General features: G+C 63.2%; 20 protein-coding genes (1 of these 20 only partly in view). 8 read left to right on the top strand and 12 right to left on the bottom strand.

Going from position 1 to position 20,819, the window contains the following annotated elements; all coding sequences use genetic code 11:
* Positions 1 to 246 precede the first annotated feature (246 nt).
* Positions 247 to 1,140, top strand: coding sequence for a PA4780 family RIO1-like protein kinase (locus BLR26_RS00120; RefSeq protein ID WP_045197075.1), 894 nt, complete (start codon positions 247 to 249; stop codon positions 1,138 to 1,140).
* 5 nt (positions 1,141 to 1,145) lie between these two features.
* Here the strand turns inward: BLR26_RS00120 and cueR are convergent, their stop codons facing one another.
* From cueR to BLR26_RS00105, 3 genes are read right to left on the bottom strand one after another with little or no spacing between them, the layout of a single operon-like run.
* Positions 1,146 to 1,550 (bottom strand): Cu(I)-responsive transcriptional regulator, encoded by a 405-nt coding sequence (gene cueR / locus BLR26_RS00115; protein WP_010221738.1) that lies wholly within the window; start codon positions 1,548 to 1,550, stop codon positions 1,146 to 1,148.
* Positions 1,547 to 3,949, bottom strand: a complete 2,403-nt coding sequence (locus BLR26_RS00110; protein WP_093376421.1) for a heavy metal translocating P-type ATPase — start codon at positions 3,947 to 3,949, stop codon at positions 1,547 to 1,549. The genes cueR and BLR26_RS00110 overlap by 4 nt, the downstream gene beginning before the upstream one ends.
* Before the next feature lie 54 nt (positions 3,950 to 4,003).
* Positions 4,004 to 4,390, bottom strand: a complete 387-nt coding sequence (locus BLR26_RS00105; protein WP_045197115.1) for a hypothetical protein — start codon at positions 4,388 to 4,390, stop codon at positions 4,004 to 4,006.
* Positions 4,391 to 4,537: 147 nt separating this feature from the next.
* Between BLR26_RS00105 and BLR26_RS00100 the strand changes: the two genes are divergently transcribed.
* Both BLR26_RS00100 and BLR26_RS00095 read left to right on the top strand, forming a co-directional pair.
* On the top strand, positions 4,538 to 4,735 hold the full coding sequence (locus BLR26_RS00100) for a heavy-metal-associated domain-containing protein (protein WP_045197079.1): 198 nt from the start codon (positions 4,538 to 4,540) through the stop codon (positions 4,733 to 4,735).
* 114 nt (positions 4,736 to 4,849) lie between these two features.
* On the top strand, positions 4,850 to 6,031 hold the full coding sequence (locus BLR26_RS00095) for a multidrug effflux MFS transporter (protein WP_093376417.1): 1,182 nt from the start codon (positions 4,850 to 4,852) through the stop codon (positions 6,029 to 6,031).
* On the opposite strand, the gene BLR26_RS27260 is transcribed toward BLR26_RS00095, so the two are convergent.
* Positions 6,015 to 6,179: a hypothetical protein gene (locus BLR26_RS27260; RefSeq protein WP_176794194.1), complete on the bottom strand. Its 165-nt coding sequence runs from the start codon at positions 6,177 to 6,179 to the stop codon at positions 6,015 to 6,017. The two genes, BLR26_RS00095 and BLR26_RS27260, sit on opposite strands and share 17 nt — an antisense overlap.
* Positions 6,180 to 6,304: 125 nt before the next feature.
* Positions 6,305 to 7,318 (bottom strand): zinc-binding alcohol dehydrogenase family protein, encoded by a 1,014-nt coding sequence (locus BLR26_RS00090; protein ID WP_093376414.1) that lies wholly within the window; start codon positions 7,316 to 7,318, stop codon positions 6,305 to 6,307.
* Between the two features lie 117 nt (positions 7,319 to 7,435).
* On the opposite strand from BLR26_RS00090, the gene BLR26_RS00085 reads away from it, so the two are divergent.
* Complete coding sequence (locus BLR26_RS00085) at positions 7,436 to 8,353, top strand: LysR family transcriptional regulator (protein WP_045197085.1); 918 nt, start codon at positions 7,436 to 7,438, stop codon at positions 8,351 to 8,353.
* Positions 8,354 to 8,785: 432 nt separating this feature from the next.
* Entirely contained in the window at positions 8,786 to 9,502 is a 717-nt protein-coding gene (locus tag BLR26_RS00080) for an ArsR/SmtB family transcription factor (RefSeq protein WP_045197087.1), read from the top strand.
* A 209-nt stretch (positions 9,503 to 9,711) separates the two neighbouring features.
* On the opposite strand, the gene BLR26_RS00075 is transcribed toward BLR26_RS00080, so the two are convergent.
* Positions 9,712 to 10,665, bottom strand: a complete 954-nt coding sequence (locus BLR26_RS00075; protein WP_045197089.1) for an adenosine deaminase — start codon at positions 10,663 to 10,665, stop codon at positions 9,712 to 9,714.
* A gap of 146 nt (positions 10,666 to 10,811) precedes the next feature.
* Here BLR26_RS00075 and BLR26_RS00070 point away from each other — a divergent pair, with 146 nt between their 5' ends.
* On the top strand, positions 10,812 to 11,900 hold the full coding sequence (locus BLR26_RS00070; protein WP_093376411.1) for a calcium:cation antiporter: 1,089 nt from the start codon (positions 10,812 to 10,814) through the stop codon (positions 11,898 to 11,900).
* 4 nt (positions 11,901 to 11,904) lie between these two features.
* On the opposite strand, the gene BLR26_RS00065 is transcribed toward BLR26_RS00070, so the two are convergent.
* The 6 genes from BLR26_RS00065 to BLR26_RS00040 all read right to left on the bottom strand — a co-directional run bounded on the left by BLR26_RS00065 (position 11,905) and on the right by BLR26_RS00040 (position 17,695).
* Positions 11,905 to 13,260: an 8-oxoguanine deaminase gene (locus tag BLR26_RS00065; protein WP_093376407.1), complete on the bottom strand. Its 1,356-nt coding sequence runs from the start codon at positions 13,258 to 13,260 to the stop codon at positions 11,905 to 11,907.
* Between the two features lie 115 nt (positions 13,261 to 13,375).
* On the bottom strand, positions 13,376 to 14,056 hold the full coding sequence (locus BLR26_RS00060; RefSeq protein WP_093376403.1) for an SDR family oxidoreductase: 681 nt from the start codon (positions 14,054 to 14,056) through the stop codon (positions 13,376 to 13,378).
* Positions 14,057 to 14,393: 337 nt separating this feature from the next.
* Positions 14,394 to 14,978: an IMPACT family protein gene (locus BLR26_RS00055; RefSeq protein WP_093376399.1), complete on the bottom strand. Its 585-nt coding sequence runs from the start codon at positions 14,976 to 14,978 to the stop codon at positions 14,394 to 14,396.
* 9 nt (positions 14,979 to 14,987) lie between these two features.
* The gene (locus BLR26_RS00050; RefSeq protein WP_093376396.1) at positions 14,988 to 15,650 is read right to left on the bottom strand and encodes a TetR/AcrR family transcriptional regulator; all 663 of its coding nucleotides are present in this window, start codon (positions 15,648 to 15,650) and stop codon (positions 14,988 to 14,990) included.
* A 62-nt stretch (positions 15,651 to 15,712) separates the two neighbouring features.
* Entirely contained in the window at positions 15,713 to 16,627 is a 915-nt protein-coding gene (locus tag BLR26_RS00045; RefSeq protein ID WP_093376392.1) for a LysR family transcriptional regulator, read from the bottom strand.
* Positions 16,628 to 16,675: 48 nt separating this feature from the next.
* Positions 16,676 to 17,695: an AbrB family transcriptional regulator gene (locus BLR26_RS00040; protein ID WP_093376388.1), complete on the bottom strand. Its 1,020-nt coding sequence runs from the start codon at positions 17,693 to 17,695 to the stop codon at positions 16,676 to 16,678.
* A gap of 237 nt (positions 17,696 to 17,932) precedes the next feature.
* Between BLR26_RS00040 and BLR26_RS00035 the strand changes: the two genes are divergently transcribed.
* Together BLR26_RS00035 and BLR26_RS00030 are read left to right on the top strand one after the other, a co-directional pair.
* Positions 17,933 to 19,279 (top strand): omega-aminotransferase AptA, encoded by a 1,347-nt coding sequence (locus BLR26_RS00035; protein ID WP_093376384.1) that lies wholly within the window; start codon positions 17,933 to 17,935, stop codon positions 19,277 to 19,279.
* A 72-nt stretch (positions 19,280 to 19,351) separates the two neighbouring features.
* Positions 19,352 to 20,819: the 5' portion of a CoA-acylating methylmalonate-semialdehyde dehydrogenase gene (locus BLR26_RS00030; protein WP_093376381.1), read on the top strand. 26 nt of this gene lie beyond the right edge of the window; only the first 1,468 of its 1,494 coding nucleotides appear in the window; the start codon lies at positions 19,352 to 19,354; its stop codon lies off the right edge, out of view.

Genomic DNA, 20,819 nt, shown 5'->3' with positions numbered 1-20,819 from the left:
GCTGCTGCAGACTACATCGGCCGTGTGCTCTGGAAATAAAGTGTTACTTGGGGGAAATCCCCCGTGTTTATTGGTAATTGCCGAATTTTGTGACCGTTTGGTCGCCTTCGGGCAGAAAAAGAATGGCAAGTCAGGCTGATTGCCGTTACAACGCAGTGCGGTCTTGCTTCAGCGACAAGCAGGTTGCAGAACCTGTGACCTATAACAATCCCGTGTTTGGCCAGACAGGACCCCCGACAGAAACCGATGAAGACTCCAAAACGCATTGAACCGCTGGTTGAAGATGGACTGGTCGACGAAGTACTACGACCGCTGATGAGTGGCAAGGAGGCTGCGGTGTATGTGGTCCGCTGCGGTCGGGAGCTACGGTGCGCCAAGGTCTACAAAGAAGCCAACAAGCGCAGTTTCCGCCAGGCCGCCGAGTACCAGGAAGGCCGCAAGGTACGCAACAGCCGCCAGGCCCGGGCCATGGCCAAGGGCTCCAAGTTCGGCCGCAAAGAGGCAGAAGACGCCTGGCAGAACGCCGAAGTGGCGGCGCTGTTCCGCCTGGCCAATGCCGGTGTGCGGGTACCCAAGCCGTATGATTTTCTTGATGGCGTGCTGCTCATGGAGCTGGTCGCCGATGAACATGGCGACGCCGCGCCACGCCTGAACGACGTACACCTGGAGCCTGAACAGGCCCGCGAATACCACGCCTTCGTGATTCGCCAGATCGTGCTGATGCTTTGCACCGGCCTGGTCCATGGTGACCTTTCGGAGTTCAACGTGCTGCTCGGGCCAGACGGCCCGGTGATCATCGACCTGCCGCAAGCGGTCGACGCTGCTGGCAACAACCACGCGTTCAGCATGCTCGAGCGCGATGTCGGCAACATGGCCGCCTACTTCGGCCGTTTTGCCCCGGAGCTCAAGCAGACGCGCTATGCCCGTGAAATGTGGGCCCTGTACCAGGCCGGCAAGCTGTTGCCGGAAAGCCCGTTGACCGGGGTGTTCGCCGATGACGAGCACAGTGCCGACGTTGACGGTGTCATGCGCGAGATCGACGCGGCGCGCATCGATGAAGCCCGCCGGCGTGCGGCCAAGGCCGACGCCGAGCGGGGTACGGTCAAGGACGAAGAACCGGCGCCGCCCTGGCTCCAGTAAACGCGTCAGTGACAGCAACTGCCGCCGGCTGCCAGGTCCTTGAGGATCGGGCAGTCCGGGCGGTCGTCGCCCTGGCAGTGGGCAACCAGTTCGCTCAAGGTGTCACGCAAGCTCACCAGTTCCTCGATGCGCCGGTTGAGGTCGTCGATGTGCTGGCTGGCCAGGGCCTTGACGTCGGCGCTGGCGCGCTGGCGGTCCTGCCACAGGGTCAGCAGGCGGGCGACTTCTTCTAATGAAAACCCCAGGTCCCGCGAGCGCTTGATGAATGCCAGTTGGTGCAGGTCTTCCTGCTGGTACAGGCGATAGCCGCTGTCGCTGCGCAGGGCCGGCTTGAGCAGGCCGATCGACTCGTAGTAGCGGATCATCTTCGCGCTCAGGCCCGAGCGGCGGGCGGCTTGGCCGATATTCATTGGGCATCGTCCTCAGGCGGGGTGGTCGGCTTCCAGGTTTTCAGCAATAGCGCGTTACTCACCACGCTGACGCTCGACAGCGCCATGGCGGCGCCGGCGAGCACCGGGTTGAGCATGCCGAAGGCGGCCAGGGGAATGCCGATCAGGTTGTAGATGAACGCCCAGAACAGGTTCTGGCGGATCTTGGCGTAGGTCTTGCGGCTGATCTCCAGGGCCGCCGGTACCAGGCGCGGGTCACCGCGCATCAGGGTGATGCCTGCCGCCTGCATGGCCACGTCGGTGCCGCCGCCCATGGCGATGCCGATGTCCGCAGCGGCCAGGGCCGGAGCATCGTTGATACCGTCGCCGACCATGGCCACCACCCCGGACTGCTTGAGCGTGGCAACCGTGGCGGCCTTGTCGGCAGGCAGGACCTCGGCATACACGTCAGTGATGCCTAAGGCTTCGCCGACCACCTTGGCACTGCCGCGGTTGTCGCCGGTCAGCAGGTGGCTGCTGATGCCTTGCCTGGCCAATTGGCGAACCGCTTGACCGGCGCCGGGCTTGAGGCTGTCACCGAAGGCGAACAGGCCCAGCACGCGCGGCTGCGGGCTGCGTTCGAGCAGCCACGACAGGGTCCGGCCTTCGGCTTCCCAGGCTTGGGCATCGACGGCCAGCTCACCAGGCTGCAAGCCGCTTTCATCCAGCAGGCGGCGGTTGCCCAGGGCCAGCTCGCGACCGTCGAGGCTACCGGCGATACCCCGGCCGGTCAGCGACTGGCTGTTGCTGATATCAGCGACCCGCAGGCCTTGCTCTTCACAGGCATCGAGCACCGCCTTGGCCAGCGGGTGCTCGCTGCCGCGCTGCAGGGCGCCGGCCAGTTGCAGCAGCTGTGCCTGGTCACCGACCAGCGCACGGCTGTGGACGATGCGCGGGCTGCCGGAAGTCAGGGTGCCGGTCTTGTCGAACACCACGCGATTCACTGCATGGGCGCGTTCCAGAGCTTCGGCGTCCTTGATCAGGATGCCGTGGCGGGCCGCGACGCCGGTGCCGGCCATGATTGCCGTCGGTGTGGCCAGGCCCAAGGCGCACGGGCAGGCAATTACCAGCACGGCGACGGCGTTGATCAGCGCGGTTTCAATCGGCGCGCCGCTCAGCCACCAGCCCACCAGGGTAATCAGCGCCAGCACCAGCACGGCGGGGACGAACACCTGGCTGACCCGGTCGACCAGTTTCTGGATCGGTGCTTTGGCCGCCTGGGCGTCTTCGACCAGGCGAATGATGCGTGCCAGCACGGTTTCCGTGCCCAGCGCCAGGGTGCGGACCAGCAGGCGGCCTTCGCCGTTGATCGCGCCACCGGTGACCTTGTCGCCCGGTTGCTTCGGTACCGGCAGGCTTTCGCCGCTGATCAGTGCTTCGTCGGCGTGGCTCTGGCCCTCGACGACTTCACCATCGACCGGAAAGCGCTCGCCGGGCTTGACCAGCACCAGGTCATGCAGGCGCAGCTCGCTGATGGCGACATCGCGTTCCTGGCCGTCGACCAGCAACAGCGCGCGCTCCGGGCGCAGGGCCTCCAGGGCGCGGATGGCACTGGCGGTCTGGCGCTTGGCGCGGCTTTCCAGGTACTTGCCCAGCAGAATCAGGGCAATCACCACCGCCGATGCTTCAAAGTACAGGTGCGGCATGACCCCGGCGCTGGCTGTGGCCCATTCGTAGAGACTCAGGCCGTAACCGGCGCTGGTGCCGATGGCCACCAGCAGGTCCATATTGCCGGCCCCGGCGCGCACGGCTTTCCAGGCCGCGACATAAAAACGCGCACCGAGGATGAACTGCACCGGGGTGGCCAGCACGAACTGCGCCCAGGCCGGCAGCATCCAGTGGATGCCGAAGGGTTGCAGGACCATTGGCAGCACCAGCGGCAGGGCCAGCAGCACCGCCAGGGCCACCGACCAGCGCTCCTTGCGCAGGCGGCGTTCGGCGTCGGCCTGGTTGACCTTGGCGCTCTGCGGCAGGCTGGCGCTGTAGCCGGCCTGGCTGACGGCATCGATCAGCACGTTGCTGTCGACCTGGCCCAGCAGCTGCAGGTGGGCGCGTTCGTTGGCCAGGTTGACGGTGACTTGCTGCACGCCCGCGACCTTGGCCAGGGCGCGCTCGACGCGCCCGGCGCAGGAGGCGCAGGTCATGCCGCCGATCTGCAGCTCGAGGGTTTGCGCGGGCACGCTGTAGCCGGCTTGTTCGACGGCTTCGACCAGCGCCGGCAGGCTGTCGGCCGGGGCCTGGATGCGGGCCTGCTCGGTGGCCAGGTTGACACTGACCTGTTCGGCACCGACGACCTTGCGCAGGGCGCGCTCGACCCGGCCAGCACAGCTGGCGCAGGTCATGCCGGCAATCGGCAGGTCGAACGTGGTAGATGCGGACATGGGGCACTCCTCCTTGGACAGGCCTCAAGCATCAACCTTGCCATGCGGGGAAGGTCAATAGCCCAGGCCGGCCCTGATCAGCTTGAGGCCATTCTGGTCCACGGCGATGCGGTATTTATTGATCTCGCCGGCCTTAAGCGTGAGCTTCTGGTTGCGCTGGTTCTCCAGGCCGTTCTGGCAGCCCGGCATCTGTGCCGGCAGCAGGCGCAGGCGCACCGCGACCTTGCCCGGCGGCAGGTTGAACGAGGTCGACTGTTCCTGGAACAGCCGCGCCGAAAGCTGGTCATTAAGGTACACGCCGATCTCGCACGAGGTCGCCACTTCCAGGCGCTCGCGGGAAATGGTCAGAATGCTGTAGTCGGCGTTGCCCTCGGCACTGGCCGCGGGCACCAGGCCCATTACTCCCAGCAGGCCGAAAAGGCCCAAAGCTGCCCTGCGCATGAATTCAAACTCCTGCAAATCGATTCTCAGGCTTGCAGCTTGGCGGAGCGGCGCGCTGATTTCCAGCCCGGCAGGCAATCCTCGCACTTGACCTTGCCCCGATGGCAAGCTTGAAACTGCGCTCAAACCCCACAGGAGGCTGTTGCAATGCAAGTATTCACTGTTCAAGGAATGACCTGCGGCCATTGCGCCAAAGCTATCACGCGTGCCGTTCGCGAGCATGATGATGAGGCTGTGGTCGAGATCGATCTGGCGCGCAAGCAGGTTAAAGTGCAGAGCGATTTACCGGCAGACAATATTCTCAAGGCAATTCGTGCCGAGGGCTACGGCGCCGAGCCAGCCTGACCGCCGACGCCCGCGCGATGGATAAAAGATTCATCGCGCAGGCGTAACTCTGTCAGCGAAACCCCGGCAGGGCGGTTAGACTAGCGGACTTGCTTAGCCTGCTACGGATTTCCGATGAACCTGCGAACCATCCTGATTCTCGGCGCCTTGAGTGCGTTCGGGCCCCTGGCGATCGACTTCTACCTGCCCGGTTTCCCGGCCATGGCACTGGCCTTTGGCACCGACGAGAAGCACATCCAGACCACCCTCGCGGCATACTTCCTTGGCCTGTCGCTGGGCCAACTGGCTTATGGGCCGGTGGCCGACCGCTTTGGCCGGCGCATTCCGCTGCTGGTCGGGGTGACCCTGTTCACCCTGGCGTCGCTGGCCTGCGCTTTCGCCCCGAGCCTTGATGCATTGATTCTGGCGCGTTTCGTTCAGGCCCTCGGCGGTTGCGCCGGGATGGTGCTGTCGCGGGCAATCGTCAGCGACAAGTGCGATGCGGTGGGATCGGCCAAGGTCTTCTCGCAGCTGATGTTGGTCATGGGCCTGGCGCCGATCCTGGCGCCCATGCTCGGTGGCCTGATGGTCAACCTGTACGGCTGGCAGTCGATCTTCATTGCCCTGACCCTGTTCAGTGCACTGTGCACCCTGGCCGTGGCCCTGGGCCTGCCGGAAAGCCTGCCGGCCAACCAGCCACGCCCGCCGTTGTCCGGTTCGCTGCGCCAGTACGGCCGGCTGTTCAAGGACCGTATCTTCCTCGGCCACGCCTTGACCGGCGGCATCGCCATCGCTGGCATGTTTGCCTACATCGCCGGCTCGCCGTTCGTCTTCATCAAGCTCTATGGGGTGCCGGCCGAGCACTATGGCTGGCTGTTCGGCAGTAACGCAGCGGGGTTCATTCTGGTGGCGCAGGTCAACGCACGGCTGCTGGCCAAGCGTGGCCCGGCCTTCTTGCTGGCCCGGGCGGTGTGGGTTTACCTGGCGGCGGGCCTGACCTTGCTGGGCATCAGCGCCCTGCACCCGGCAGCGCTGTGGCCATTGCTGATTCCGTTGTTCATTTGTATCGCCAGCCTCGGCTGCATCATCCCCAATGCCTCGGCCTGCGCCATGAGCGGGCAGGGCGCCCGTGCCGGCAGCGCTTCAGCCCTGCTCGGTTGCCTGCAGTTCAGTGTGGCGGCCGCGGCGGCGGCGCTGGTGGGGGTGCTGCACGACGGCTCGGCGGTGCCGATGGCCATCGTCATCAGCCTGTGTGGCCTGGCGGTGGTGAGCGTGGCAATGCTCACCCGCAGGCTGAACCTCAGCCGCTCCGTTTGAGCGGGTGGGGTGCCTGGAGACGGGTTTGCAGGGTGTTGACGAAGGCGCGGGCCTCGGCCTCGCTGCGAAAGCTGACCACGTGCTGGTCGAGCTGGACCTGCCAGGGGCAGCCGGGCTTTTTTGCTGATGCACTGACCTGGATATTCATATCTGCATACCTGAGGTTGGCGTTGGCTGATGCATTGTAGCGCCGGCCACGGGCAGCGGAATGACCTGGATCAGTTGTCGGACTGACGGTCGCGCCCACCCCGTAAACGAGGTGGGCGCGCCTTTTCAGAAGCCTTCGAGGACGATCTTGCCCTTGGCCGCACCGCTTTCCAGCAGGGCATGGGCGCGGCGCAGGTTGGCGGCATTGATGGTACCGAAGTGTTCGCCGAGGGTGGTTTTCAGCGTGCCGCTGTCGATCAGTTCGGCCACCCGGTTGAGCAGCTTGTGCTGTTCGAGCATGTCGGCGGTTTCGAACAGCGAGCGGGTGTACATGAACTCCCAGTGCAGCGACAGGCTCTTGCGCTTGAGTTTGGTCACGTCCAGCTGTTTGGGATCATCGATCAGCGCCAGTTTGCCTTGCGGTGCCAGGGCTTCGACCAGTTGATCAAGGTGCTGGTCGGTCTGGGTCAGGCTGGCCACGTGGGTGACCTGCTCGATGCCCTGGGCCTTGAGTGCGGCGGCCAGCGGCTGGCTGTGATCGACGACGTTATCGGCACCTAGCTCACGGACCCAGTCCTGGGTTTGCGGGCGCGAGGCGCTGCCAATCACGCTGAGGCCGGTGAGTTTGCTGGCCAGTTGCGTGAGGATCGAGCCGACCCCGCCGGCGGCACCGACGATCAACAGGCTCTGGCCCAGGTCCTGCTGGCCTTCAGCGATTTGCAGGCGTTCGAACAGCAGCTCCCAGGCCGTGATGGCGGTCAACGGCAGCGCCGCCGCTTCGGCAAAGCCGAGGGTTTTCGGCATGTGGCCGACGATGCGCTCATCCACCACGTGCAGCTCGCTGTTGCCGCCGGCACGGGCGATGGAGCCTGCGTAGTAGACCTTGTCACCCGGCTGGAACAGGCTGACCTCGCTGCCCACCGCCTTGACCACCCCGGCCACGTCCCAGCCCAGCACCTTGGCGGCGCCAGCCTCTGGCTGCACGTTCTGGCGCACCTTGGTATCCACCGGGTTCACCGAGATCGCCTGCACCTCCACCAGCAAGTCGCGTGGGCCAGGCTCCGGGGCTGGCAGTTCGATGTCCTGCAGGGCTGCTGCATCGCTGATGGGCAGGGAGTGATAGTAGGCAATGGCTTTCATGGAGATTCCTCGGTGGGGTGGTCAATGCGGGCCATGATTGGTGCTTTCACTTGCGGTTAAAAGCCGCTAAAACTACAGATACTTTCAATATTATTTTGATAATGGCGGGTGTGTTGGGTGCGTATCGATGATCTGCAGTTGTTCGTTCGTGCCGCCGAACTGGGCAGCCTGTCGGCGGCGGCGCGCCTGCTCGACTTGTCACCGGCGGTGGCCAGCGCCTCGCTCAAGCGTCTGGAGCAGCAATTGGGCGTGCGCCTGCTGGCGCGTTCGACCCGCAACCTGCGGTTGACCGCCGAGGGCGAGGGATTTTTGCAGCATGCCCGTTCCGCCCTGGCGAGCCTGGAGGAGGGCCGGCGAATCCTGGCCCATGGGCAGGATCAAGTCAGCGGTACCTTGCTGTTGTCGGCACCGTCCGATTTTGGTCGCAACGTACTGTTGCCGTGGCTGGATGAACTGCAGCACGAACATCCGCAACTGAACCTGCGCCTGTTGCTGGGCGACCGCAATGCCGACCTGTTTCGCCAGCCGGCCGATATCGCCCTGCGCTATGGCGCCCCGGAAGACTCAAGCCTGGTGGCCTTGCCAGTGTGCGCGGACAACCGTCGGGTGCTGTGTGCCTCACCCGCCTACCTGGCCCGGTACGGCGCGCCGATGGAAGTCGCGCATCTGGCCCAGCACAATTGCCTGCTGTACCAGCTTGGCAACCGCGTGCATGACCATTGGCGCTTTGGCGAGGGCGCCAATGAGGTGGGCGTGAGCGTCAGCGGCGATCGCTTTTGTGACGATGCCGATGTGGTTCGGCGCTGGGCGCTGGCGGGTGTCGGCATCGCTTACAAGTCCTGGCTGGATGTGGCCTATGACGTGCAGGCCGGGCGCTTGAGGTTACTGTTGCCTCACGTGCATGGTGAAGCCGCGCCGTTGAACCTGATGTGCACGCACCGGGCGCAACTGGGCAAGCCGGTGCAGTTGTTGCGAAATATGCTTCGAGCTCGTTGTCAGGCATTGTTTGAGAAATTGCCTGGTATTACAGGCTAAAGTAATTTGAATTTCCCACATTCCTACGTGGTTAGCAGGTAGCATTTGTGAGTTACAGTAAAATTTATTGTAGGTTTTATCTGGCGATATAACGTCAAGAATAATCCGGCAGTTGCGGGCAAGATATGTAACGTGGGGCTTGGGCTGCAGATGTGCAAACGTCTCTGCAGAGCCTTTGAAGACGGCCCCTGCCAAGGTTGCCCATACCATGGAGATCCGCCGGATTAAGTTCGCGCAACGCGGCTTATAATGGATCCAGCAGTCATTTCCAGCGAGAGATACTTCCATGTCCAGGGCGGCAACTGACGCCTCTCACACGACGTTCTGATAACTTCCACTTCCTGCTTTTCTGGCATCGGACACCTCGCAGTAAATGCTGCCGACATGGTTAATCAATCGATATCAGACATGATCTCGCAGGGAGTTTGAGATATGAAGCCAGTAACAAGTATCAGCCAGATCGCCAGCTTGTTGGCCGACCCGAAACGCAGTGCAATGCTATGGGCCTTGATCGATGGTATGGCCCGTCCTTCCGATGAGCTTGCCAGCATGGCCGGGCTGACGCCTTCTTCGGCCTGTGCCCACCTGGCCAGGTTGTCGGCCAGTGGCTTGTTGAAGCTGGAGCCGCGGGGGCGCAAACGTTATTTCAGGCTGGCCGCGCCGGAGGTCGGCGCGGCTGTCGAAGCGCTGGCCAGTGTTCAGGTCAAAACCCCCGAAGACAGCCGCGAACAAGAGGTGGGCGGCATCCCGTTGTCCATGCGCCGGGCGAGGCTGTGCGGTGATCACCTGGGGGGCGAGCTGGCGGCGGACCTTTATCAGCGCCTGTTCGATGCTGGCTGGCTGGAGGGCAGCGAGCAGCACATCGAAGTCACCCAGTATGGACGTAGCCAGTTCGCCACCTACGGCATTTTCATCGAGGCGCTGGCCCAGCATCAACGTCGAAGCTTCAGCAGTTGCCGCTGTTGCAGTGAGTGGAGTGATCATCGCCCGCATCTGGGCGGCGCGCTGGGCAGTAGCCTGCTCAAGCTGTTCTTGCAGTCTGGCTGGATCCGCGAGAGTGAAACCTCGCGCATGCTGCAGATCAGTGCCGCAGGTCTGGCTCACATCAACCGTATGGCCCAGGTTGCCGTGTTGAAGACTGCTGGCTGAACCCAGGAGGTACGGTGTCTGGCGAGGTCGCTGCTGACAATGCGCCCGAAGGCAGATGCCGTGACACTCGGGGTTGGCACAACTTCCGGGGGGCGGAGTGGGAGCAGATTCACCGGTACGTCGGATCGACGCGAAGGACTGCATCGCAGTCCGGTCTGTGGGGCCGCTGTGCGACCCTTCGTGGCGAATCCGTTCCCACCTTCGGCCCGTCAGGGTTTGACCAACCGCGCATCCAGGCTGTTCTGCGCCAGGCGCCGTGCCTGTTCCTGGGTCATGCCCAGGTGTTCATGCAGGGCCTGGAAGTTCTCGGTGACGTAGCCACCGAAGTACGCCGGGTCATCGGAATTGACCGTGACCTTCACGCCACGCTCGAGCATGTCGAGGATGTTGTGCTGGCTCATATGGTCGAACACGCACAACTTGGTGTTGGACAGTGGGCAGACGGTCAGCGGGATTTGCTCGTCGATGATCCGCTGCATCAGCCGCTCGTCCTCGATGGCGCGCACGCCGTGGTCGATCCGCTGGATCTTGAGCAGGTCGATCGCTTCCCAGATGTACTCGGGCGGGCCTTCTTCACCGGCGTGGGCAACGGTCAGGAAGCCTTCACTGCGGGCACGGTCGAACACGCGCTGGAACTTGCTCGGCGGATGGCCCATTTCCGAGCTGTCGAGGCCGACGGCGATGAAGGCATCGCGAAACGGCAGGGCCTGGTCGAGGGTCTTGTGCGCTTCTTCTTCACTGAGGTGGCGCAGGAAGCTGAGGATCAGGCCGCTGCTGATGCCCAGTTGTTGCTGGCCATCCTTGAGTGCGCCGCTGATGCCGTTGAGCACCACTTCGAAAGGGATACCGCGATCGGTGTGGGTCTGCGGGTCGAAGAACGGCTCGGTGTGAATCACGTTCTGCGCCTTGCAGCGCTGCAGATAGGCCCAGGTCAGGTCGTAGAAGTCCTGCTCGGTGCGCAATACGTCGGCACCCTGATAGTAGAGGTCGAGAAATTCTTGCAGGTTGTTGAACGCGTAGGCGTCGCGCAGGGCTTCGACATCATTCCAGGGCAGGGCGATCTTGTTGCGCTCGGCCAGGGCGAACAGCAACTCGGGCTCCAGCGATCCTTCCAGGTGCAGGTGCAATTCTGCCTTGGGCAGAGCGTTAAGCCAGTCGTACATAGTGGTGAAATCTCATCAGGTGCGGTTGCCGCCATTCTACAGAGCTTGCGCTGCCCGCGCGGAGAAAGCTGACCAGGCGGTTGGCCGGGGAAACCTTCTACAGTGACTACAGTCACTAGCCAGTACCCACCTGCGCAGGGCCGCCGATGCTTGCACTTCTTAATCAGGAAAAGCCGCTGCTGCTCGCAGTGCTGCTGGCCGCGCTGGCCTGGCCGCTGCAGGGCCAGCTGCTCGGACATGGCCATGGCCTGGCGCTGTTTGCCGGCGCGGTGCTGGTGGCGGCGATCATCTGTGCCTCGATGCGCGTGGCCCAGCACGCCGAGCTGCTTGCGGAAAAAGTCGGCGACCCTTACGGCACCATGATCCTGACCCTGTCGGCGGTGATGGTCGAGGTGCTGATCCTGGCGATCATGATGAGCAACCAGGCGTCGCCGACCCTGGTGCGGGACACCATCTATTCGGCGGTGATGCTCGACATCAATGGCATCCTCGGCCTGGCCGCGCTGATGGGCGGGCTCAAGCATGGCGAGCAGTCGTACAACGATGATTCGGCGCGCACCTACAGCGTGATGATCATGACTGCCATGGGCGTGTCGATGGTAGTGCCGGAGTTCATTCCGCGGGCCGACTGGAAGCTCTATTCGGGGTTCACCATCGCCGCGATGGTGGTGCTCTATGCCTTGTTCCTGCGCATGCAGGTCGGGCCGCACAGTTACTTCTTCAGTTACAGCTATCCACAGAAAAAGCGCCGCGACCCGCAGGGCGGTACACCGGCGCCGGTGAATAAAGTCCGCTCGATCGCGATTCTGGTCAGCGGCGTGGTGATCATCGGCCTGCTTGCCGAAGTCATGTCGCACACCCTGGACTACGGCCTGGAAGGCAGCGGCGCGCCGCCGGTGCTGATGGCAATTGTGGTGGCGGCCATTTCTGCCGCCCCGGAGATTCTCACTGCCTTGCGCGCAGCATTGGCCAACCGCATGCAGTCGGTGGTCAATATCGCCCTGGGCGCGTCGCTGTCCACGGTGATATTGACCGTTCCGCTGATGGAGGCGATGGCGCTCTACACTGGCCAGCCGTTCCAGATGGCCATGACACCGGTGCAAACGGTGATGATCTTCATCACCCTGATTGTCAGCGCGATCAACCTGAACGATGGCGAAACCAACGCGATCGAGGGCATGACCCACTTCGTGCTGTTCGCCACCTTCATCATGCTGGCATTGCTCGGCCTTTGAGCCTTCAGCCAGCGATCAACTGGGCGGCGGCCTGACGGTGATCGGCGATCAGTTTCTGCACGTCGAGGCCTTCGATCTGGCCATCGGTCACCCGCCACTGGCCGCCGACCATGACCCGGTCAGCGCGGTCGGCGCCGCATAGCAGCAGCGCCGAGAGTGGATCGTGGCTACCGGAGAAGCGCAGTTCATCGAGTTTGAACAAGGCCAGGTCAGCCTGTTTGCCCACCGCCAGTTCGCCGATGTCGGTACGCCCGAGCAACTGCGCCGAGCCGCGGGTGGCCCAGCCCAGCACCAGCTCCGGGGTGATCGCCTCGGCGCCATAGCGAAGCCGTTGCAGGTACAGGGCCTGGCGCGCTTCGAGGATCATGTTCGATGCGTCGTTGGAGGCCGAACCGTCCACGCCCAAGCCCACTGGCGCGCCGGCGCCGGTCAGTTCCAGGGTCGGGCAGATGCCCGAAGCCAGGCGCATGTTTGAACTCGGGCAATGGCAGATGCCGGTGCCGGCGGCGCCCAGGCGGGCGATCTCGTCCGGATTGAAATGGATGCCATGGGCCAGCCAGGTGCGCGGCCCGAGCCAGCCGACGCTGTCGAGGTAATCGACCGTGCGCAGGCCGAAACGCTGCAGGCAGAAGTCTTCTTCGTCGAGGGTTTCAGCCAGGTGGGTGTGCAGGCGCACGTCCAGCTCTGCGGCGAGGTCAGCGCTGGCGCGCATGATCTCAGGGGTGACCGAGAACGGCGAGCAGGGGGCCAGGGCGATCTGGATCTGCGCACCGTCGCCACGCTCGTGGTAGCTGTGGATAAGTCGCTGGCTGTCGGCCAGGATCACTTCGCCCTGTTGCACTGTCTGTTGCGGCGGCAGGCCGCCGTCGGCTTCGCCCAGGCTCATGGAGCCACGGGTGAGCATGGCGCGCATGCCCAGTTTGCGCACCGCTTCGACCTGCACGTCGATGGCGTTTTCCAGGCCATCGGGGAACAGGTAATGGTGGTCGGCGGCAGTGGTGCAGCCCGACAGTAACAGCTCGGCCAGGGCCACGCGGGTCGCCAGTTCAAGCTTGGCCGGGGTCAGCCGGGCCCAGACCGGGTAGAGGGTTTTCAGCCAGGGGAACAAAGGCTGATTGACCACCGGCGCCCAGGCGCGGGTCAGGGTCTGGTAGAAGTGGTGGTGGGTGTTGATAAGCCCCGGCAGCACCACGTGTTCGCGGGCGTCGAAGACTTGTCCACAGGGGCGGGCCGGGGCTTGCCCTAGGCCGAGAACTTCGTTGATACGGCCGTCTTCGATGACCAGGCCGCCACGGGCGTCGAGGGTGTTGGCGGTGAAGATGGCCAGGGGGTTTTTCAACCAGATACGGGTCGCAGGCATGGTGCCGGCTCCTCTGAAAGTGGGTTCAGGTTAGCCAGCTCAGTGTTGCCCTGTCTGCTGATCCAGGTCCGCCGCGGTGGGCGAGGTGTCGAGTCTACACCCACCGCGCAAGGTTTCACCAGATCAGGTTTTCGCCTTTGTAGTTGATGAATTGCAGGCCGCCTTTGCCGGCATTGGCCTTGATCTGCTCAAGCATGCCGCGGGTGCTGGTGAGCACGTCGATCTCGGCGTTTTCCCCACCCATGTCGGTTTTCACCCAGCCCGGGTGCATGGCCAGGACGGTTTGCTGTGGCTGTTGCAGAGTAACGAAGCTGTTGATCATCGAGTTCAAGGCCGCCTTGCTGGCCTTGTACAGGCACATCTCGCTGCCGTCGGGAATGGCGACGCTGCCAAGGATCGAACTCATGAACGCCAGCACGCCGTCTTCGCGCAGTTGCGGGGCCAGGCGCTGGGCCACGCGAATGGGCGATACGGCATTGGTCAGGAACAGCTCGCCGACATCGGCCGGTTGCGCGCGCTCAGGGTTCTGGTCACCCGGGCCCATGACCCCGGCATTGACGAACAGCAGGTCAAACACCTGCCCCTGCAAACGTTGCTGGAGGGCATCCAGTTGGCTGCCACTGTTCATTTCCAGGGTTTCGACCTGCACGCCGGGCAGGGCGCTGAGGATATCGGCCTTGGCCGGGTCGCGCACGGTAGCGATCACGTTCCAGCCGTCTTCCACCAGGCGTTGCACCAGGCCAAGGCCCAGGCCGCGCGAGGCGCCGATGATCAGGGCGATTTTATTCGTGGACATGGAGAACTCCTTTCGAGGGTTATCAAACGTTGATCAAAGAATAACCAGTCTAGCCAAGCCGTGGCCCGGCAAGCCGTTGGCGCAGGGGTGCACGGCTTATCCACAGCTTGCTCCACAGTATTTGTGTGCAAGCATGCAGGCTGGGTACAAGCCGTGTAGTGGTGGCTTGCATGCGCAATAACTGGGGATAACTTACTGATTTTTCGCCAGTTCAAGCGCTGTCATGAAATCTTGATCAAAATATGATCGTTCTTCTGCAGGCCCCGTGGTTAAAGGCTCGCAGGCGAATGCCCAGAGCTTATCCACAGCCGGGCCCACAGTGAATGTGGGCAAATGTTCAGGCCCGTTCCAGCAGGATGCGGCCACGGCTGAGGTCGGCCAGCTGGCGTTGCAGCGCCTCGATCTGTTCCTCGCCCAGGGCCAGACGCAGGTCGACGCCATTGGCGGTGAACTGTTCGTCCAGCACCAGGCCATCAGCCTCGGCCACGCGCAATTTGAGCAGTGCCAATTCGCTGAAGCTGCAACTGCAGGTCAGTTCGCTGCGGCTGACCAGCAAGCGCTTTTCTGCCTGCTGCAGGCACTTGTTGGCGCCGCCGCCGTAAGCGCGGGCCAGGCCGCCGGTGCCCAGTTGAATGCCGCCGTACCAGCGGATCACCAAGACTACCACCTGGTCGCAGTCCTGCGCCTCGATGGCCGCCAGGATTGGCCGCCCGGCGGTGCCGCCGGGTTCGCCGTCGTCGCTGCTGCGGTATTGCCCGCCCAGTTTCCAGGCCCAGCAATTGTGGGTGGCGGCGAGGTCGCTGTGGCGTTCGATGAAGCTCATGGCTTCGGCCGGGCTGCTGATTGGCGCAGCCAGGGTGATGAAACGGCTCTTGCGAATCTCTTCGCGAAACTCGCAGGTGTCGAGCAGGGTAAAAGGCATAAGGCAGATTCAGTCGCGAGGTGTCAGGCCACAGCCTTTAAGAATGATTTGGATAAGATTGTTGCTGGCATCTTCCATGTCCTGCTTGGTCAGGCGGCTGCGGCCGGTGACCTGGCAGATCTGGGTGGCGAAGTCGGCATAGTGCTGGGTGCTGCCCCAGAGCAGGAAGATCAGGTGCACCGGGTCGACCGGGTCCATCTTGCCGGCGTCGATCCAGGCCTGGAACACTGCGGCACGGCCCTTGAACCAGGCACGGTAGTCTTCGCTGAAATAGTCGCTCAGGCACTGACCGCCGCTGATGATCTCCATGGCGAAGATCCGCGAGGCTTGCGGGTTGCGCCGGGAGAATTCCATCTTGGTGCGAATGTAGCTGCTCAAGGCCAGGGCCGGGTCGTCGTCGACGGTCAGGGCGTTGAAGGTGCTGTCCCACAACTCGATGATGTTGCTCAGCACCGCCACATACAGGCCGAGCTTGTTGGTGAAGTAGTAATGCAGGTTGGCCTTGGGCAGCCCGGCCTTGAGGGCGATGGTGTTCATGCTGGTGCCCTTGAAACCGTGGCGGGCGAATTCGTCCTCGGCGGCCTGGATGATGGCCTGCTCGTTCTTCTGGCGAATGCGGCCGGCGGGCTTGCCCGAGGCTTGGAGGCGATGCGCAGGGACTTCAAAGGTCATGAACGATTCCAGACAAGGCAATGGGTATCTCTTATGACTGGCTAACCTACCAGCATTAGCCCTCAGCGAGTAGCCGCCAGGCTTTCGAGGAAGCTTTCCAGGACCAGGTGCGGGCGCCGGCCCTTGCGCGTTACCCAGCACAGGCTCAGGTCATAAAAGCGCTCGGCGGGCTTGAGTGCCCGCAGCCGGCCTTGTTGTACCCAGAAGGTCGCGTAGTGGTCGGGCAGGTAGCCGATGTAGCGCCCGGTCAGAATCAGGAAGGCCATGCCTTCGCGGTCCGAGGCACTGGCGGTGCAGTTGAGCGCCTGGTAATGGGCCTGGACATCGGCGGGCAGGCGGAAGGTCGGGGCGATGGCGTCCTGGCTGTTGAGGCGCTCATCGTCCAGTTGCCGGTCGTCGGCGTAAAACAACGGATGACCGACCGCGCAGTACAGCAGCGAACGTTCGCTGTACAGCGGCTGGTACTCAAGGCCCGACAGCGGGCTGGTCTGCGGCACCACGCCAACGTGCAGGCTGCCATCGAGCACGCCTTGCTCGACCTGGCTGGGGGCGATCATGCGGATCTGGATCCGCACGTCCGGGCCGCGGTCCTTGAGCTGGGCCAGGGCGTGGGTGATGCGCATGTGCGGCAGGGTCACCAGGTTGTCGGTCAGGCCGATGTTCAGCTCGCCACGCAAATGCTGGTGCAGGCCGTTGACCTCGGTGCGAAAGCTTTCCAGGGCGCTGAGCAATTGCAACGCCGATTGATACACCTCGCGGCCCTCCTCGGTCAGCGAAAAACCGGCGCGCCCGCGCTGGCACAGGCGCAGGCCCAGGCGCTGCTCAAGGTCGCTCATCTGCTGGCTGATGGCCGAGCGGCCGATGCCCAGGACGTTCTCAGCGGCCGAAAAGCCGCCGCACTCCACCACGCTGCGGTAGATCTTCAGCAGGCGGATATCGAAATCGCTGACCTGGGCCAGGGGTTGTGGACGTTTCACGCGATGCCTTTGCGTTGAGGAACATGAAAGGCAGACAACATACGCTGATCAGACATTCTCGCGCCAGCGGCGCGCCTGGACGAGCAGGGCCGGGGCAAAGTGCAACAGCAGCATGCGCACCAGGTGGTGCGACAGCACCAGCACCACGTTCAGCCCACCGCTGAAGGCGACGATGGCAATGGTTTCGATGGCCCCGGGCATGTAGGCCAGCCACAAAGTGAATGGATCACTGCCTAGCACCTTGGCGGCCACCCCGGCAAAGACGGCAGCGACCAGCAGCATCAGGCCCACCGACATCAGCCCGGCGCCGCCGTGACGGACCAGCTCCTTGAGGCTGATTTCCCTGAACCTGGCGCCGATCAGCACACCGAGGATCAGCGCGGCAAAATCGACGCTCCAGCCGGGCAGATGAAACGCCTGGAGCAAGCCCATCTTTACATAGGCCGCCGTGGCGATGATCGCCGTGAGCATGAAGGGCGCAGGAACACCAAGCTTGAGCAGCAGGCGCCCGAGCAGGATGCACAGGGCAAGCAGCGACGCCAGGGTCAGCAACAGGCCTGGATTAAGCGCGGTGCTCGCGCTTGCAGGGACATCGCTACCGGCGCGAATGCTCAGGCTGACCAGCAGGGTAATCGACACCAGGCGCATCAGGTGCACAACGATCACCTTGCTCGAAGCCCGTTCCGACTCGAGCAAGTCGAACACCGCAGCCAGGGCGCCGGGGTACACCGCCAGCAGTGAATCCTTGAGGTTCCAGCCGCACCCCCTGAACAGCCACAGGCCGGCGATGGCAATCTGCGCACTCAGGCACAGCAGCAGAAAACCCAGGCTCGGCAGGATGCTGGCCACCGTGTCGCTGTCCCAGGCTTCGAACATCAAGCCGGTGGCGATACCCATGACCAGTTGCACGTATTCCAGACCAAAGCGCAGGTCGGGGGTAAAGCGCAGCCGGCTGACCAACATGGCGCTGGCGACGATGGCGCCCAGCAACAGCCCGTGAGGCACACCGGCAAACTGTACGGCGGCGCCAACCAGGGCGCAGATCAGTAAACACAGGATGGTTTTCATGGTGAGTGTGCTTGCGCGTCCTGCGCCAAGTCTCCTGAAGGGGCCGCCCGCATCATGCGCCTTGCCGGGGTGCATGGAAACACTTTGTAACATCGTTGCGGCTGGATGTTGTGAATTAATGTTTAGCCGGTGGTGATCTGAAGATTAGAAAAGCCAGATTTTCCAAACCTTAAGCCCATGCCAATTTAGGCACAACAACACTTGTCGCTGCCCAATTGCCTTGCGAGGACTTGTCCGATGAATCTGCCTGAAAACGCTCCTGTCGGTCTGGCCAGCCAGCTCAAGCTGGACGCCCACTGGATGCCCTACACCGCCAACCGCAATTTTCAGCGCGATCCACGGCTGATCGTCGCCGCCGAAGGCAGCTACCTGACCGACGACAAGGGCCGCAAGATTTATGACGCCCTGTCCGGCTTGTGGACTTGCGGCGCCGGTCACACCCGTAAGCAGATCCAGGAAGCAGTATCGCGCCAATTGGGCGTGCTCGATTACTCGCCGGCTTTCCAGTTCGGCCACCCGCTGTCGTTCCAGCTGGCCGAGAAAATCACCGACCTGACCCCGGGCAACCTCAATCACGTCTTCTATACCAACTCCGGTTCCGAGTGCGCCGACACCGCGGTGAAGATGGTCCGTGCCTACTGGCGCCTGAAAGGCCAGGCCACCAAGACCAAGCTGATCGGCCGTGCCCGTGGCTATCACGGGGTGAATATCGCCGGTACCAGCCTGGGTGGCGTCAACGGCAACCGCAAGCTGTTCGGCCAGTTGCTCGACGTCGATCACATTCCGCACACCCTGCTGCCGGGCAATGCCTTCACCAAAGGCATGCCGGAGGAGGGCGGTATCGCCCTGGCCGATGAAATGCTCAAGCTGATTGAGCTGCACGATGCTTCGAACATCGCCGCGCTGATTGTCGAGCCGCTGGCCGGTTCCGCAGGTGTACTGCCACCGCCGAAGGGCTACCTGAAGCGTCTGCGGGAAATCTGCGACCAGCACAACATCCTGCTGATCTTCGACGAAGTCATCACCGGCTTTGGCCGCATGGGCTCGATGTTCGGTGCCGATGCCTTCGGCGTCACCCCGGATCTGATGTGCATCGCCAAGCAAGTCACCAACGGCGCCATCCCGATGGGCGCGGTGATCGCCAGCAGCGAGATCTACCAGACCTTCATGAACCAGCCGACCCCGGAATACGCGGTGGAATTCCCCCACGGCTACACCTACTCGGCGCACCCGGTCGCCTGCGCCGCCGGTCTCGCCGCGCTGGACCTGCTGGAGAAAGAAAACCTGGTGCAATCGGCCGCCGAACTGTCGCCGCACTTCGAGAAGGTGCTGCACGGGGTCAAGGGCGCGAAGAACATCATCGACATCCGTAACTACGGCCTGGCCGGCGCCATCCAGATTGCCGCCCGCGACGGTGACGCCATCGTGCGTCCATACGAGATCGCCATGAAGCTGTGGAAAGCCGGCTTCTATGTACGCTTCGGCGGCGACACCCTGCAGTTCGGCCCAACCTTCAACAGCCAGCCGCAGGAACTGGACCGCCTGTTCGATGCGGTCGGCGAGGCCATCAACCAGGTCGATTGATTGTCCCTCTATATATAAGCAGCGGGCGCGAGTGATCTCGCGCCCAGGCATACCCTCTTTCTGGAGTTCTGCATGAGCACTGTTCAACACCTGATCAACGGCGAACTGGTTGCTGCCGACACGCGCACCGCCGATGTCTTCAACCCGTCCACTGGCCAGACTATCCACAAGGTTGCCCTGGCCAGCAAGCAAACCGTGCAGCAGGCCATCGACTCGGCCAAGGCCGCCTTCCCGGCTTGGCGCAACACGCCGCCGGCCAAACGCGCCCAGGTAATGTTCCGCTTCAAGCAACTGCTGGAGCAGAATGAAGCGCGTATCTCCCAGCTGATCAGCGAAGAGCACGGCAAAACCGTGGAAGACGCCGCCGGTGAACTCAAGCGCGGTATCGAGAACGTCGAGTTTGCCTGCGCCGCGCCGGAAGTGCTCAAGGGCGAGTACAGCCGCAACGTTGGCCCGAACATCGATGCCTGGTCCGACTTCCAGCCGCTGGGCGTAGTGGCCGGTATTACCCCGTTCAACTTCCCGGCCATGGTGCCGCTGTGGATGTACCCACTGGCAATCGCCTGCGGTAACTGCTTCATCCTCAAGCCATCGGAACGTGATCCGAGCTCGACCCTGCTGATTGCCCAACTGCTGCATGAAGCCGGCCTGCCTAAAGGCGTGCTCAACGTTGTGCACGGTGACAAGGAAGCGGTGGATGCGCTGATCGAGGCGCCAGAGGTCAAGGCCCTGAGCTTCGTTGGCTCGACGCCGATCGCCGAGTACATCTATGCCGAAGGCACCAAGCGCGGCAAGCGCGTTCAGGCCCTGGGCGGGGCGAAGAACCACGCGGTGCTGATGCCTGATGCCGACCTGGACAACGCGGTCAGCGCGCTGATGGGCGCAGCCTACGGTTCTTGCGGCGAGCGCTGCATGGCGATCTCGGTGGCCGTTTGCGTTGGCGACCAGGTGGCCGATGCGCTGATCGCCAAACTCGAACCACAGATCAAGGCGTTGAAGATTGGTGCCGGTACCTCCTGCGGCCTGGACATGGGCCCGCTGGTTACCGCCGCAGCCCGTGACAAGGTGGTTGGCTACATCGACCAAGGTGTGGCTGCTGGTGCGCAGCTGGTGGTCGACGGCCGTGGCTACCGGGTTGCCGGTAATGAAGACGGCTACTTTGTCGGCGGCACCCTGTTCGACCGCGTGACGACCGAGATGAGCATCTATAAAGAAGAGATCTTCGGGCCGGTACTCTGCGTGGTACGCGTCGACAGCCTGGAAGAGGCCATGCGCCTGATCAACGAACACGAATACGGCAACGGCACCTGCATCTTTACCCGTGACGGTGAAGCGGCGCGCCTGTTCTGCGACGAGATCGAAGTGGGCATGGTCGGCGTCAACGTCCCGCTGCCGGTGCCGGTGGCTTACCACAGCTTCGGCGGCTGGAAGCGTTCGCTGTTCGGCGACCTGCATGCCTATGGCCCGGATGGCGTGCGTTTCTACACCCGCCGCAAAGCCATTACCCAGCGCTGGCCGCAACGTGCCAGCCATGAAGCGT

Origin of the sequence: Pseudomonas sp. UC 17F4, from assembly GCF_900101695.1 — a bacterium.
In the GTDB taxonomy this organism is placed as follows: domain Bacteria; phylum Pseudomonadota; class Gammaproteobacteria; order Pseudomonadales; family Pseudomonadaceae; genus Aquipseudomonas.
This window is presented reverse-complemented; position numbering and strand designations above follow the sequence as displayed.

Excerpts from the sequence above, each read along its gene's own strand:
- BLR26_RS00065 (WP_093376407.1), bottom strand. The coding sequence starts at position 13,260 with ATGCCTGCGACCCGTATCTGGTTGAAAAACCCCCTGGCCATCTTCACC.
- BLR26_RS00120 (WP_045197075.1), top strand. The coding sequence starts at position 247 with ATGAAGACTCCAAAACGCATTGAACCGCTGGTTGAAGATGGACTGGTC.
- BLR26_RS00060 (WP_093376403.1), bottom strand. The coding sequence starts at position 14,056 with ATGTCCACGAATAAAATCGCCCTGATCATCGGCGCCTCGCGCGGCCTG.
- BLR26_RS27260 (WP_176794194.1), bottom strand. The coding sequence starts at position 6,179 with ATGAATATCCAGGTCAGTGCATCAGCAAAAAAGCCCGGCTGCCCCTGG.
- BLR26_RS00095 (WP_093376417.1), top strand. The coding sequence starts at position 4,850 with ATGAACCTGCGAACCATCCTGATTCTCGGCGCCTTGAGTGCGTTCGGG.
- BLR26_RS00100 (WP_045197079.1), top strand. The coding sequence starts at position 4,538 with ATGCAAGTATTCACTGTTCAAGGAATGACCTGCGGCCATTGCGCCAAA.
- BLR26_RS00050 (WP_093376396.1), bottom strand. The coding sequence starts at position 15,650 with ATGACCTTTGAAGTCCCTGCGCATCGCCTCCAAGCCTCGGGCAAGCCC.
- BLR26_RS00110 (WP_093376421.1), bottom strand. The coding sequence starts at position 3,949 with ATGTCCGCATCTACCACGTTCGACCTGCCGATTGCCGGCATGACCTGC.
- BLR26_RS00075 (WP_045197089.1), bottom strand. The coding sequence starts at position 10,665 with ATGTACGACTGGCTTAACGCTCTGCCCAAGGCAGAATTGCACCTGCAC.
- cueR (WP_010221738.1), bottom strand. The coding sequence starts at position 1,550 with ATGAATATCGGCCAAGCCGCCCGCCGCTCGGGCCTGAGCGCGAAGATG.
- BLR26_RS00035 (WP_093376384.1), top strand. The coding sequence starts at position 17,933 with ATGAATCTGCCTGAAAACGCTCCTGTCGGTCTGGCCAGCCAGCTCAAG.
- BLR26_RS00105 (WP_045197115.1), bottom strand. The coding sequence starts at position 4,390 with ATGCGCAGGGCAGCTTTGGGCCTTTTCGGCCTGCTGGGAGTAATGGGC.
- BLR26_RS00040 (WP_093376388.1), bottom strand. The coding sequence starts at position 17,695 with ATGAAAACCATCCTGTGTTTACTGATCTGCGCCCTGGTTGGCGCCGCC.
- BLR26_RS00090 (WP_093376414.1), bottom strand. The coding sequence starts at position 7,318 with ATGAAAGCCATTGCCTACTATCACTCCCTGCCCATCAGCGATGCAGCA.
- BLR26_RS00080 (WP_045197087.1), top strand. The coding sequence starts at position 8,786 with ATGAAGCCAGTAACAAGTATCAGCCAGATCGCCAGCTTGTTGGCCGAC.
- BLR26_RS00055 (WP_093376399.1), bottom strand. The coding sequence starts at position 14,978 with ATGCCTTTTACCCTGCTCGACACCTGCGAGTTTCGCGAAGAGATTCGC.
- BLR26_RS00070 (WP_093376411.1), top strand. The coding sequence starts at position 10,812 with ATGCTTGCACTTCTTAATCAGGAAAAGCCGCTGCTGCTCGCAGTGCTG.